14 protein-coding genes are annotated in these 12,374 nt (G+C 50.2%); all 14 read right to left on the bottom strand.

Features of this window, described 5'->3' with window-relative positions; all coding sequences use genetic code 11:
• Positions 1 to 59: 59 nt before the first annotated feature.
• Entirely contained in the window at positions 60 to 1,163 is a 1,104-nt protein-coding gene (locus O3620_RS02645; protein WP_371601399.1) for an NADH-dependent flavin oxidoreductase, read from the bottom strand.
• Between the two features lie 55 nt (positions 1,164 to 1,218).
• A complete protein-coding gene (locus tag O3620_RS02650) occupies positions 1,219 to 1,791 on the bottom strand; it encodes a histidine phosphatase family protein (protein WP_371601400.1) in 573 nt (190 codons plus the stop codon).
• Positions 1,788 to 2,516, bottom strand: a complete 729-nt coding sequence (gene cobS / locus O3620_RS02655; protein ID WP_002922141.1) for an adenosylcobinamide-GDP ribazoletransferase — start codon at positions 2,514 to 2,516, stop codon at positions 1,788 to 1,790. Before cobS ends, O3620_RS02650 begins: the two co-directional genes overlap by 4 nt.
• Positions 2,513 to 3,097, bottom strand: coding sequence for a bifunctional adenosylcobinamide kinase/adenosylcobinamide-phosphate guanylyltransferase (gene cobU, locus O3620_RS02660; protein WP_371601401.1), 585 nt, complete (start codon positions 3,095 to 3,097; stop codon positions 2,513 to 2,515). The genes cobS and cobU overlap by 4 nt, the downstream gene beginning before the upstream one ends.
• Entirely contained in the window at positions 3,090 to 4,388 is a 1,299-nt protein-coding gene (hemL, locus tag O3620_RS02665; RefSeq protein ID WP_371601402.1) for a glutamate-1-semialdehyde 2,1-aminomutase, read from the bottom strand. The genes cobU and hemL overlap by 8 nt, the downstream gene beginning before the upstream one ends.
• Positions 4,389 to 4,431: 43 nt before the next feature.
• Positions 4,432 to 5,403: a porphobilinogen synthase gene (hemB, locus tag O3620_RS02670; RefSeq protein ID WP_002910526.1), complete on the bottom strand. Its 972-nt coding sequence runs from the start codon at positions 5,401 to 5,403 to the stop codon at positions 4,432 to 4,434.
• Entirely contained in the window at positions 5,390 to 6,115 is a 726-nt protein-coding gene (locus tag O3620_RS02675; RefSeq protein WP_371601403.1) for a uroporphyrinogen-III synthase, read from the bottom strand. Before O3620_RS02675 ends, hemB begins: the two co-directional genes overlap by 14 nt.
• The gene (gene hemC, locus O3620_RS02680) at positions 6,100 to 7,020 is read right to left on the bottom strand and encodes a hydroxymethylbilane synthase (RefSeq protein ID WP_371601404.1); all 921 of its coding nucleotides are present in this window, start codon (positions 7,018 to 7,020) and stop codon (positions 6,100 to 6,102) included. Before hemC ends, O3620_RS02675 begins: the two co-directional genes overlap by 16 nt.
• A complete protein-coding gene (hemA, locus tag O3620_RS02685) occupies positions 7,007 to 8,260 on the bottom strand; it encodes a glutamyl-tRNA reductase (RefSeq protein WP_371601405.1) in 1,254 nt (417 codons plus the stop codon). Before hemA ends, hemC begins: the two co-directional genes overlap by 14 nt.
• Before the next feature lie 15 nt (positions 8,261 to 8,275).
• Positions 8,276 to 8,707 (bottom strand): bifunctional precorrin-2 dehydrogenase/sirohydrochlorin ferrochelatase, encoded by a 432-nt coding sequence (locus O3620_RS02690; RefSeq protein ID WP_002919583.1) that lies wholly within the window; start codon positions 8,705 to 8,707, stop codon positions 8,276 to 8,278.
• A gap of 11 nt (positions 8,708 to 8,718) precedes the next feature.
• Positions 8,719 to 9,294 carry a cob(I)yrinic acid a,c-diamide adenosyltransferase gene (locus tag O3620_RS02695; RefSeq protein ID WP_002919585.1) on the bottom strand — a complete coding sequence of 192 codons (576 nt, stop codon included), beginning with the start codon at positions 9,292 to 9,294 and terminating at the stop codon, positions 8,719 to 8,721.
• On the bottom strand, positions 9,291 to 10,790 hold the full coding sequence (locus tag O3620_RS02700; protein ID WP_002919586.1) for a cobyric acid synthase: 1,500 nt from the start codon (positions 10,788 to 10,790) through the stop codon (positions 9,291 to 9,293). Before O3620_RS02700 ends, O3620_RS02695 begins: the two co-directional genes overlap by 4 nt.
• The gene (locus tag O3620_RS02705) at positions 10,775 to 11,590 is read right to left on the bottom strand and encodes an energy-coupling factor ABC transporter ATP-binding protein (RefSeq protein WP_002919587.1); all 816 of its coding nucleotides are present in this window, start codon (positions 11,588 to 11,590) and stop codon (positions 10,775 to 10,777) included. The genes O3620_RS02700 and O3620_RS02705 overlap by 16 nt, the downstream gene beginning before the upstream one ends.
• Before the next feature lie 62 nt (positions 11,591 to 11,652).
• On the bottom strand, positions 11,653 to 12,327 hold the full coding sequence (locus O3620_RS02710) for a CbiQ family ECF transporter T component (RefSeq protein ID WP_032909763.1): 675 nt from the start codon (positions 12,325 to 12,327) through the stop codon (positions 11,653 to 11,655).
• Positions 12,328 to 12,374: the final 47 nt, after the last annotated feature.

A 12,374-nucleotide genomic window follows, 5' to 3' on the forward strand; every position in this document is an offset into this window, starting at 1 on the left:
CAGACGAGTGAAAAACAAATGATTGCTCATCCTCTTTCCTCCTTGGGGATGTGCTTGTCTTAATCTTTTCCTTCCAGATAGCTTCTAGCATCTTCGACAAAGGCAGTTGGCAAAGCCAGGTCAGCCTGCAACTCATCGCGATAAGCTCGGATAACTTCTGCCTCTCGGCCAGAGACAACCTTTTCTGCCCAGTCGGGGTCTAAGAGCAGGGCCTTGCCCAGGGCAAAAAGCGGAATCCCCGCATCCAATACTCGCTGGGCATCCTGCTTGGTCTCTATCTGACCGACACCAATCAGGGGCACTCTACCATTAATTTTTTTGATAATTTTCTGAATCACTGGCTCTGAGTCCTGAGAATCTCTGATAGACAATCGCCAGACATCAGAGGTCGAAATATGCAGATAGTCCACTTGATGATAGATGAGCTGCTCCAGCAACTGCAGGGTGTCATAAAGCTGGATACCTGGCTCTTCAATCTCTTCTGGAGAAAAGCGGTAGCCAATCAGGAAGGGGCGGTCAGCCTCTTCTTTGACTAGTTGCTTGGCTCTTTTCAGCAAGGTCTTTGGAAAGCGCAGGCGGTTGTTAAGGCTGCCGCCCCACTTGTCCTGACGGACATTGGAATGGGGAGAGACAAACTGCTGGATCAGATAGGTATTGGCGCCATGAAGCTCGACCCCGTCAAAGCCAGCCTGAAGCGCCCGTCTAATAGCTGACAGAAAGTCCTCTATCACCTGCTCTACTTCAGAATTCTTGAACGCCCTCGGCTCCGCCAGATAATCGCGTGGAGCCTTAACAGCACTGGGTGCTACTGGCTGACCGTCAATCAAATCAGGCAGAACCATACGACCACCATGATAGAGCTGAACAATAGCCAGAGCCCCTTGGTCCTTGATGGCCTTGGCCAGACGGCTAAGCCCCTCAATCTTATCGTCCTCGGCGCCGCTGAAGCTCTCCGCAAAGGACTTGCCTAGAGGATGAACATAGGTACTGCCAGTAATGACCATACCAACCGACCTCGACCGGCGGGCAAAAAAGTCAATATCTGCTTGAGATACATAGCCACCGGGCTCACTAGCACAGATGGTCATAGGAGCCAAGACAACGCGATTGCGCATGGTCTGACCATTTTTAAAAGTAAATTTATCCTGAATCTGTGTATTCATCTGGTCACCTCTTTCCCAAGATAAATCCTGTTGTTTGTTTTTAATTAATAAAGCCTTAGAGTAAGGTCGCCTGCCAAGTCTGGTCCCGCTCTTCCAAGAGCAGCACTCGTCCTTGGGGGACATCAATGTTCCAAAAAACAGCCTCTCCATCAACTAAATGCTGGTAAATCAAGCGAAGGACTCCCAAATGAGCCACTAGAGCGATTGATTCCTCCCCGCTACCCAGCAAGCGGTCCGTTGCTGCCCAGACTCGGGTCTGAAAGTCTGAGAAAACTTCTGCCTCAGGAGGCGTGACCTCAAAGGGAGCTTCCAGCCAAGCCTGCCAGACTTCTGGAAAGGCTGCCTGAATCTCATCAGCTGTCAAGCCTTCCCATTGTCCAAAGCCCCGCTCGTCAAAGTCAGCTATGGGCTGGACTTGCCTGTCTGGAAAAGCCAGCTGGGCTGTTTCCTGCGTCCGCTTGAGACTACTGGTGTAAATCACATCAACCGTGCGCTCCTGCATCAAAAGTCGCAGTTGCTTGGCATCCGCTTGGCCTTGCTCGTTGATAGAGACGTCATGGCTGCCATAGAAACAGCGCCTGCGGTTGTAGTCTGTCTGACCATGTCGCATCAGATACCATCTTTTCATCCTAGCACCACCAATCCCAAGAGATAGAGGAGCTGTGCAATTTCGACATAGGCCCCTAGCGTATCGCCTGTGTGGCCGTCAATTTTATTATAAACGAAACGACGATAGCCAATTGCTCCCAGAAATACCAAGCCGTAAGCCAGAAGGCCTCTCCAGCTGAAAACCAGCAGAGACAGGAGCAAAGGTAAAAGCTGGGCAAGCAGGATATGACTAGTCTTGCTGCCACTGAAGAAATTCCCCGAGCCGCCGCCTTCTCTGGCATAGGTCATCCGGTAAAGCTGTAGGCTCAGACCGGCCTTGCCAATCATGGTCAGACTGGCCACGATAAACCAGCGAGGCTCCGGCAGATAAGGGTAGAGAACCAGCATCAGAGCATAGTAGAGAATGAGCGCCAGAACGCCATTGCTGCCAATCCGACTGTCCTTCATAATCTCCAGCATCCGCTCCTTCTTACGAGAGGAGAAGAGCCCATCCGCCGTATCCGCCAAGGCATCTAAGTGAAAACCACCTGTCAGCAGAACATCGAAAGCAAGGGTCAGAACCCAAGCAACCATTCCAGGCAGAACTAGACTCATCAGGAAATAAAATCCACCTGAAATCAAACCCAGCAAGAGACCAAAGAGGGTCAGAAAAGGAAGTCCCCGTCGCAGGTAGGAGATATCCACTGCCTTTGGAATCACAATCCGGCTAAAAAATTGGGTATAGATAATCAATGCCTTTATCATTTCAACTGATGAGCGAGGCCACAGATGACTAGATAAGCCTCACTCGCCTCCTTTGCAATCAGTTGGTTAATCTTGCCTTGCACATCACGGAAGAAGCGTCCTAGTCTGGTCTCTGGGACAATGCCCAGGCCAACCTCGTCCGTTACAATCCAGCACTCAGCATTTGTCTGAAGGATTGTAGACAATAGCTCTTGCCATTCTTCTTCCAAGAGCTGCAGCAGGAAAGACTGCTCCTGCCGGCTGAGAAAATGCTCCTCGGTCAGCTCTAGCTTGTCTGGAAAATGCTGAGCAATTAAATCAAAGAGGCGATTGCTGGTCAGAAGGGTGGCACAGTCCAGCAGGTAAACTGGATGCGACTGTTCTCGCAACCAGTCCGCCAGCCCTGCATACTGTTCCTGAGTTGTCCAGGAAGCCGGCCGCCGTTCTTGGTGTAACCGAATCCGCTCCTGCCATTCTGGATCCTCTCCTCGAGGCAGGCCAGTCGCAATGTAACAGACCCGTTCTCGGTCCGCCAACTGCTCCTCCGCAAATGCCGACTTACCGCTTCTGGCCCCGCCCGTCACTAACACAATCTTAGCCATTTGCTTCTTCTTTCATTTCTTGAAATGCCCGCTCAAAGGCTGCCAAGGTCTGGTCTAGATCCGCTCTAGTATGGGCACTGGACATAAAGTTGGTTTCATACTGAGATGGCGCCAGATAAATGCCCTCTTCCAGCAAGAGACCGTGCAGTCGCGCAAACTGAGCATGGTCAGCCGCCTTAGAATCCTCAAAGTTAAGAACCGGCTTCTGACTGAAGAAGAAGCCAAACATGGTCCCTTTTGATACGACTTGCAAATCAATACTGTACTTGTCTGCTAGATTTCGCAAGCCATCACAGAGGTAGCTTGTTTTCTCTTCAATCTCAGCAAAGAGCTCCGGTGTTAGCTGTTTCAGGGTTTCATAACCGGCCGTCATGGCGACTGGATTGCCCGACAAGGTACCAGCCTGGTAGATGCTGCCTAGAGGCGCTACCTGATCCATATAGACGGCCTTGCCGCCAAAGGCTGCGACTGGGAAGCCGCCACCAATAACCTTGCCCAAGCAGACCAGATCTGGCTCTGTCTGATAGAGGCCGACTGCCCCCTGATAATGAGCTCGGAAACCACTCATGACCTCGTCCACGATGAAGAGAGAGGCGTATTCCTGAGTGAGGGAGCGAATAGTACTGATAAAGTCCGCATCCGCAGGAATCAAGCCCATATTGCCAGCAACGGCTTCTAAAATGACACAGGCAATGTCATCTCCGTACTTTTCAAAGCAAGCCTTGAGAGCATCTTTGTCATTGTACGGCAAGGCCAGAGTTTCCCCAGCTACCTGAGCAATGACTCCGGCAGAATCAGCAATCCCAAAGCTGGCCAAGCCTGAACCAGCCTGAACCAAAAAGGAATCACTGTGGCCGTGATAGCAGCCGATAAATTTAACAATTTTAGATCGCTTGGTCACTCCACGTGCTACCCGAATGGCGCTCATGGTCGCTTCCGTTCCCGAATTGACCATCCGCATTCTTTCCATGAAAGGCAGACGCTCCTGCACCAGCTGGCCAAGAGCGATTTCTCTGGGACTCGGAGCACCAAAGCTGGTCCCCTCCCAAATAGATTCCTCAACTGCCGGCAACACATCCTTAGGAGCATGCCCCAAAATCATGGGTCCCCAAGACAGGACGTAGTCAATATAGCGGTTGCCATCGACATCATGCAGATAGGCTCCGCTGGCTTTTTCGATAAAAAGCGGATGACCACCCACAGCCTTAAAGGCCCTGACAGGACTGTTGACCCCTCCTGGAAAGAGCTTTTGAGCCTCTGTGAAATATTGGTTGGAATGTTCTCTCTTCAAGTTCGTCCTCCTTATCTAGAAAACTGCTGATTTTCCGCAGTCTCTATCCTTCTTTCAGATAACCGGCCGCATCTTTGGCAAAATAAGTGATAATCAAGTCTGCACCAGCCCGCTTCATACTGGTCAAGGTTTCCATGACAATGGCTTTTTCATTGATCCAGCCCTGCTGAGCTGCTGCCTTGACCATGGCGTATTCTCCACTGACATTATAGGTCACCAGAGGCAGCCGGGTTTCCTGGCGCAGCTCTCTAAGGATATCCAGAAAGGCCAGAGCCGGCTTAACCATGAGAAAGTCTGCTCCCTGCTCCTCATCGCTCTTGGCTTCTCTCAAAGCCTCCAAGCGATTGGCCGGATCCATCTGATAGGTCTTGCGGTCGCCAAAGGCCGGAGCACTCTCACCTGCATCTCGGAAAGGTCCATAAAAGCTAGAGGCAAACTTAATCGCATAGGACATGATGGGAATGTCTTCAAAGCCAGCCGCATCAAGCCCCTGACGGATAGCCGCCACAAAACCGTCCATGGCATTGGAAGGCGCAATGACATCTGCTCCAGCCCTGGCTTGGCTGACAGCGACTTCTGTCAGTCTAGTCAGAGACAGATCATTGTCCACTTCCTCCCCTCGCAAAATACCGCAATGGCCGTGACTGGTAAACTCACAGAGACAGGTGTCTGCAATGACGACCGTCTCAGGAAAATGCTTCTTGATTAGACGGATAGCTTCTTGGACAATACCATTTTCAGCTGAAGCCTGACTGCCTATTTCGTCCTTTTCTGACGGAATGCCAAAGACGATAAAAGCCCGAATGCCCAAGTCCACGCATTCCTGCACTTCTGGCAGCAAATCCTCGAGGGAGAACTGATAAACTCCCGGCATGGAAGCTACCTCTTGCTTTTCAGTTAACCCTTCCTTGACAAACAAGGGTTGGATAAAATCATCCACAGACAGCTTGGTTTCTCGAACCAGCTGCCGCAGACTGCTGCTTCTCCTCAGTCTGCGATGTCTATAAAATTCCATGCTTCTTCTCTTCTTTCTTGATTATTTCCTTGACCATTTCCTCAACAGAAGGACTCTGGGGCTGGTAATCTACCCCATAGCCAGACTCCTTAACCACCTGAGCCGTTGTCTGACCAATCACTGCAATCTGATGGCTAGATGCTAGATGGGGCTTAATAGCACAAAAACTCTGCCAAGCCGACGGACTGGCAAAGGTCCAAATCACATCCTCTTGGGACAGATAGGTCTCGAGCTGGTCCTGACCAGCAGGATTTGAGGTCGTTTCGTACATAGGCCAAGCCCAGACCTCATGGCCTGCTTCTTTTAATTTCTCAGCCAGACTGGGATTGGACAAGCTGCTTTGGGGCAGCAAGATTTTCTGCGTCGGCAGAGCCAAAGCCAGCCACTCCTGAATAAAGTCAAGACCATAGTGGCTGCTGGCCTGAAAAGCACAGTCTCGGCCTAGCTTATCCAGCGCCTGACTGGTCTGCGGCCCGATGGTCGCAATCTGGCAGTCAGCTTTCAGATAAGGACTGAAAGCCTCTACTGCGACAGCACTGGTAAAAAAGACCCAGTCGGCTTCTGGCAGAACTGCTTGGACAGCTTCTGGCAAGGGCAGAGACTGGCAGCGAATGAGAGGGACATGGTGCGTCTCAAACCCAGCCTGTCTGATCTTTTCTAGCCAGGCAGAGTCTGGCGCCTGCTCTCTGGTAAAGATTATTTTTTTAACCATGGCATTCCTACTGCTCCCTTATCGGCTAACTGGCGTACAGCCTGCTCTGCCAATTCCTGACCATCCTGACCTTGAAGGCTGACAAAGACACATTGGCCGTCCTCCTTGGCCAGCATGGCCTCTAGCTGATAGTCCTGACCTTTTTTCTGGGCCAAAGCAGCGATAGGGAAGGTGCAGTCTGCATTCATCTGAGCCAAAACTGCCCGTTCAACTGCCACTTCAGCAGCTGTCTTCTCATCCTGAACAGTTGCCAACAATTGCCGCAGTTCCTTATCTTCTTCCCGGCATTCCACTGCCAAAGCTCCCTGAGAAATAGCTGGCAGACAAAGACTGGTCTCTAAAGGCTGAATGTGAAGACGGCTTTGGTCCAGCCAGCCCAAACGTTTAAGACCGGCCATAGCCAAGACAATTGAATCGTATTCACCCTCTTCCAGCTTCTTAATGCGTGTATCAATGTTGCCCCTCAGTGGCTTGAACGTCAAATCCGGCCTCTGAGCCTGCAGCTGAACCTGTCGGCGAATACTGCTGGTTCCTATAAGAGCGCCCTCAGGCAGGTCAGCCAGCGTCTGGCCAGCTTGACGGAAAATCAAGCAATCCCGGACATCTTCTCGCTGACTAATCGCACCGAGCGCACAGCCCTCAGCTAGTTTAGCCGGCATGTCCTTGAGACTATGAACCGCCATATCAATCTCACCAGCCAAGAGGGCTCGTTCGATTTCCTTGACAAAGACTCCCTTGCCACCAATTTCCTGGAGGCTGACGTGGGTCAAGCGATCTCCTTTTGTGGTATAGGGTACGAGGACAAAGTCCCGCTCTGGATGGAGCTCCTTGAGCTGGTCCACTAACTGTTGGGTCTGGGTCATGGCCAGCTTACTCTTGCGGGTTCCTACCTTAATGATCTTCATCTTTTCCCCTTTCTCTGTGCAAGCCAAATATCTTGGCAATCAAGGCAATGTCATAGTCTGAATGCTCTCCGACTGACAGCTCTTTGAGCTGCAAGATTGGCTCCTTCAAGACTTGGTTGATAATACTCTTCATGTGCTTGGAAATCTGCTTCTGCTCCCGCTCGGTCAAATCCGGAATCTTGCGATTAAGGCTTTCCATGGCCGAAGCTTGAGCTTCCAAAGCCTTATCCCTGATTTCCTGAATCAGAGGAATAATGCCCAACTGCTGACGCCAGTCAGCAAACTTGACCAGCTCCTCATCAATCTCCAAGGCAATCCGACCGGCAATCTCTTGCCGTTCTGCCTTATATTGCTCCAGTTGATTGGTTAGATTTTCGATATTATAGAGCTTGAGAGACGAGCTCGGATGGCAGGAACGAGGCAGACAGAGATCAAACACGACCGCATCCGCCTTAAGCATGGAGGGAAAGATAATGTATTCGTCCGTTTTAACTGCCGAAAAAACCACATCCGCATCCGCCAGCACCGCTTCCAATTCATCCCAGCCATGGGCAGATACCCTGTCTTCTGTCAGAAAAGGCTGGGCCTTGCTGACTGTCCGATTAAGCAGCATGACGGATTCGAATGGCCGCTGGAGTGCATACTTAGTCACCAGCTGACCAATCTCTCCCAGACCGATCACAGCTACCTTTTTAGTGCTGTAATCCAGCCCCAGTCGGTCCAATTCTTGGATGGCAGTTAGGCCGATAGAAATGGGCCGGTCATTGATTCGATAAGAATCATGCATGCGCTTGGCAAAGGTCAGCGCCTGCTTGAAAGCCTGATTGAGAACAATTCCAGTCGTACCAGCATCTTGCGCTGTCAAGAAAGCCTGCTTGAGCTGGCCCAAGACCTGACTTTCACCGACAATCTTGGATTCCAATCCGATAGAAACCCGCAGCAGATGCCGCAAGGCCTCATCCCCCTCACGAAAGACTAAATACTCTTCCAGCTCCTTGACAGGAATTTGAAACCAGTCTGCCAAAAAATGCTTGGAATAGTAGCGGCCAGTGTGCAGCTGGTCCACCACTAGATAGAGCTCGGTCCGATTGCAGGTGGACAGAATAATATTTTCCAAGATACTTTTTTCTCTTTTCAGGAGCTTCAGAGCTTTCAGCCCCTCCTGATCTGAAAAATGCGCTTTTTCCAAAAATGTCAGCGGCGTTTCCCGATGGGTCAAACCCACATATAATAGGTGCATGCTTCTTTCCTTCTTTTAAAGTTGGTCTAAAATTGCTTCTATCTTCTTGCGAATCTCCTTGGAGCGACTAGGCGAGAGACCATTGGTCGAGATCATGACAGATACATCCTTCTTTCGCGCAATGGCTACATTGTAAAAGTCAGAGAAGGTCTTGTCGCCCGTATTGTTTACCAACTGACTGGGTGCCGCCTCCTCCATAATCTGACGGTTGACTTCCTCCTGATCGGTACAGGCAAAGACTAGCTTCGCGCCTTTCAAATCGCCTGTCTGATAGGGTCTAGCTAGCCATTGGACCTCCGCCTGAGGAATGTCGGCATGCAGAGTCGGACTGACCACCGTCACAGCAGCCTGCTCAGTCAACAGGGTCTTAATCTTCCGCGCTGCGACCTTGCCGCCTCCCACTACCACGACTTTCTTCTCTCTGATATTAATCATGACTGGATACATGCTAGCTTCTCCTATTTCTTTTCCCGAAAGATTTTCGCGCTGCGTTTGTAGACTGTATCCGGCTCCTCTAGACGGTCATTGACCAAGCGAGCCAGTACAAAAAAGTAATCCGAAAGGCGGTTGATATAGATTAATCCTACCTCATTGACCGCTTCTTCTGCCTCTATAACAGCTACCATACGGCGCTCCAGGCGTCTGGTCATGGTGCGGGCCACATGCAGGAGACTGGCAATCCGATGGCCGCCCGGAATGATAAAGCGGTCGATTTTCGGAGGAATATGCATATATTCATCCATCCGCTCCTCCAGCCAGCTGACATTGGCTGGCTCCTGCTTGTAGGGACGCAATTCCCTCGGCGTAGCCAAGTCGCTGCCGCAGTCAAAGAGATGCTGCTGGATTTCCTCGCATTCCAGACGCAGGTCATCCAAAATAGGATAGTCTCGCATCTCAGATACGACATAGCCTAGATGAGAGCATAGCTCATCCATCGTTCCATAAGCTTCGACCCGAATATGAGTCTTGGATACTCGATCCCCACCGTAGAGCCGTGTAAAGCCCTTGTCACCGTATTTCGTATAAATTCTCATTTTTCTTCTCTGTTGATGATTTGATAAATTTGCTCCATGTCCAAAGACTGGCGCAGGACATCTGCCAACTTATCATACTCTCTATCTTTAAAGTCTTTGATACTGACAAGCTGGTCCTCTAGCGGCTCTAAGCCCTTAGCCAGCCGAAGTTCATTCAGGTACTGACGAGTCCATTCTAGATTGTCAAAGACCCCATGAAGGTAGGTTCCTTGCACCTGCCCGCCATAAGCCACAGCTCCATCCAGACGCTCGGTTGCCTCACCATTTTGCTCCTTGATGATGGAGAATGGCTCCAGACTATCCGCCAGCTGGGTTTCACCCATGTGAATCTCGTAGCCCTCTAGCTCTTGCCCCTCATGCAGGGCTCTGACCTGAGTCGTCCGCTTGACCGGCTGAAGCACCGTCTCTGTCTCTAAAATCCCTAGACCGCTAATCTCTTCTAAGTCGGACTCTAGGTGAAGTGGATCGCTAATCTTCTGCCCTAGCAGCTGATAGCCGCCACAGATACCAAAGATTCGCACGCCCTGCTCCAGACACTCGAGAATCTCGGCTTCAAGACCAGACTCGCGCAGGTAATTCATGTCTTCGATGGTATTTTTGCTGCCCGGCAGAATCAAGAGGTCCGGCCGACCAATCGCATCACCAGGCTGGACATAGCGGACAGAAACATCCGGCTGGATTTCTAAACTGTGGAAATCCGTAAAGTTAGACAGGCGCTTGAGGCTGACAACTGCGATATCCAGACTCTTTCTCGTATCAAAGCGCCGGCTCTTCTGTACCAATGCCACGCTGTCTTCGCTGTCAATATCCAGTTGGGCATAAGGCACGACTCCGATGACCGGCACCTGAGTCAGCTCCTCAATCATGTCAATACCGGACTGCAGCAGGGCAACATCGCCTCGGAATTTATTGATAATAACCCCCTTGATCCGCTTGCGGTCCTCAGGCGGCATGAGCTCAATCGTTCCGTAGATAGAGGCAAAGACGCCTCCCTTATCAATATCCGCCACTAAAATCACTGGCGCATCGACTAGCTTGGCCATTCCCATATTGACAATGTCTCGGTCATTGAGGTTGATTTCAGCTGGACTGCCAGCACCCTCGATGACGATGATATCATTTTCAGCGCCCAGCTCCTCATAGACTTCCTTAATCTTAGGCAGGAGCTGCTGCTTGTATTCATGGTATTCTACTGCATCCATATCCCGCAGCACTCGGCCTAAAAAGACGACCTGGGATTTGCGGTCTGAGGTGGGCTTGAGCAGGACTGGATTCATGCGGACATCCGGCTCTTTGCCAGCTGCCTCGGCCTGAACGACCTGTGCCCGGCCCATTTCATCTCCTTTTTTGGTGATAAAGGAATTAAGCGCCATATTCTGCGACTTAAAAGGCACCACTTCCAGGCCATCCTGCTTAAAAATCCGGCAGAGCCCCGCCGCAATAATGCTCTTCCCAGCATCTGAGGCAGTTCCCTGTACCATCAATGATTTGACCATGTTCCATTTCCTCCTAGCTGCTCAAAGAAAGCAGCTTCATTTTCTGCCAGTGGCGTCTGAATAGTCTGATGAAGCTTGACAATCCAAGGTACAGCCAAGCCTGCCTCTACTAGCAAATCTCCCTGCTGGAAGAAATCAAACTTACTGCCCTCCGCAATCAAATGCCCCTTCTGCAGCAGATAGGCATAGTCACAGCAATCATACATCAGGTCCATGTCATGGCTAGATACGATGATGTTGGTTCCAGCCTGGACTAGCTTTTTCATAGTCTCAGCCATCTGGTCCCGCCCTTTTGGATCCAATCCAGCTGTCGGCTCATCCAGCAGCAAATACTTGGGCTGCAGGGCCAGCATACCTGCAATAGCCACCCGCTTTTTCTGGCCGTAGCTCAAATACTGTAAGGGTCTGTCCTGCAGATGGGAAATGTCCATCATCTCTAAAGCCGTCGCGACTCTGCTTGCTATCTCGTCTTCTTCATAGCCTAAGTTTTCCAAGGCCATACCAATATCGTCCTTCACAATGGTATAAAAGAGCTGCTGCTCTGGATTCTGAAAGACCATATTGACATGCTGCCGATACTGAAACAAGGCCTTCTTAGAGTCGCCCACAGGCTGACCATCATATAAAATGCTGCCCTTCTGCGGTTTGAGCAGGCGGGTAATGATTTTCATGATGGTAGACTTACCTGAGCCGTTAACTCCTAGAATGCCGGTAATCCGGCCTTCTTCGAAGTCCATAGAAATATCGTGCAGCGTTGGATTTTCGTCATACGCAAAAGAAATATTCTTCACTTGTAACATCTGAGTTTCCTATCTACTTTCCATTATAGTATAAAAGCAGTCTTCTTGTAAATGCGCTTTCATTATTCACTGTGCTCTGCATCAAATCTTAGCGTCAGCACCTCATTTAAATGCTGATTATCATCCAGCAGTTTGACAAAGAGAGTATTGGCTAATCTACCCCAAGCCTGGTGTTGCTTCCTTTTATTGTAAAAGGAGAATTTCAAGTCCAAGGTATCCCGAATGGTCACAAACTCATAGAAGACCAGGAAAATGAAGCGATACATGAGGACAATCAAGTCTAGCAGTACCCGCGGGACGTGCATGGCTTTAAAAAGCCGCAGCATCTGAGCAAAAGGTACCGTCAGGACAAAGAAATAAGTCGAAACCAAGGATGAGTAGATGCGCAAAAGGATAAAAATGGTCTGCTGGACAGAGGATTGGCTGATGCCCAGATAACCCTGACCTAAAGGCAAGGCCAGCAAGAGCTGTTCCTGATTATTCTGATAGGTCAAGATAAAGGTCAAGAGACTAATCAGAATAAAAATACTGGCGTGCAGATACCACTTTAGATAGCGCAACCACGGAAGCCGAGCTAGATAGCAAGTCAGAGGCGCCACCAAGACAATGAGCCCTAGCTGCAGACTCCTGACACCAGAAAAACTGACAGCTAACAAGAGTACATAGATGACAAATTTATAAGCAACCGGCAGATTTTTCAACCGGTTTTGATAGGCGTATTTATCAATCGCAAACATGAGGTAGCTCTCCTTTCTAGCTATGTTTTGCAATACCTCCCAGCACA

It is taken from the genome of Streptococcus sp. 27098_8_134 (assembly GCF_041431675.1).
Taxonomy (GTDB): domain Bacteria; phylum Bacillota; class Bacilli; order Lactobacillales; family Streptococcaceae; genus Streptococcus; species Streptococcus sanguinis_R.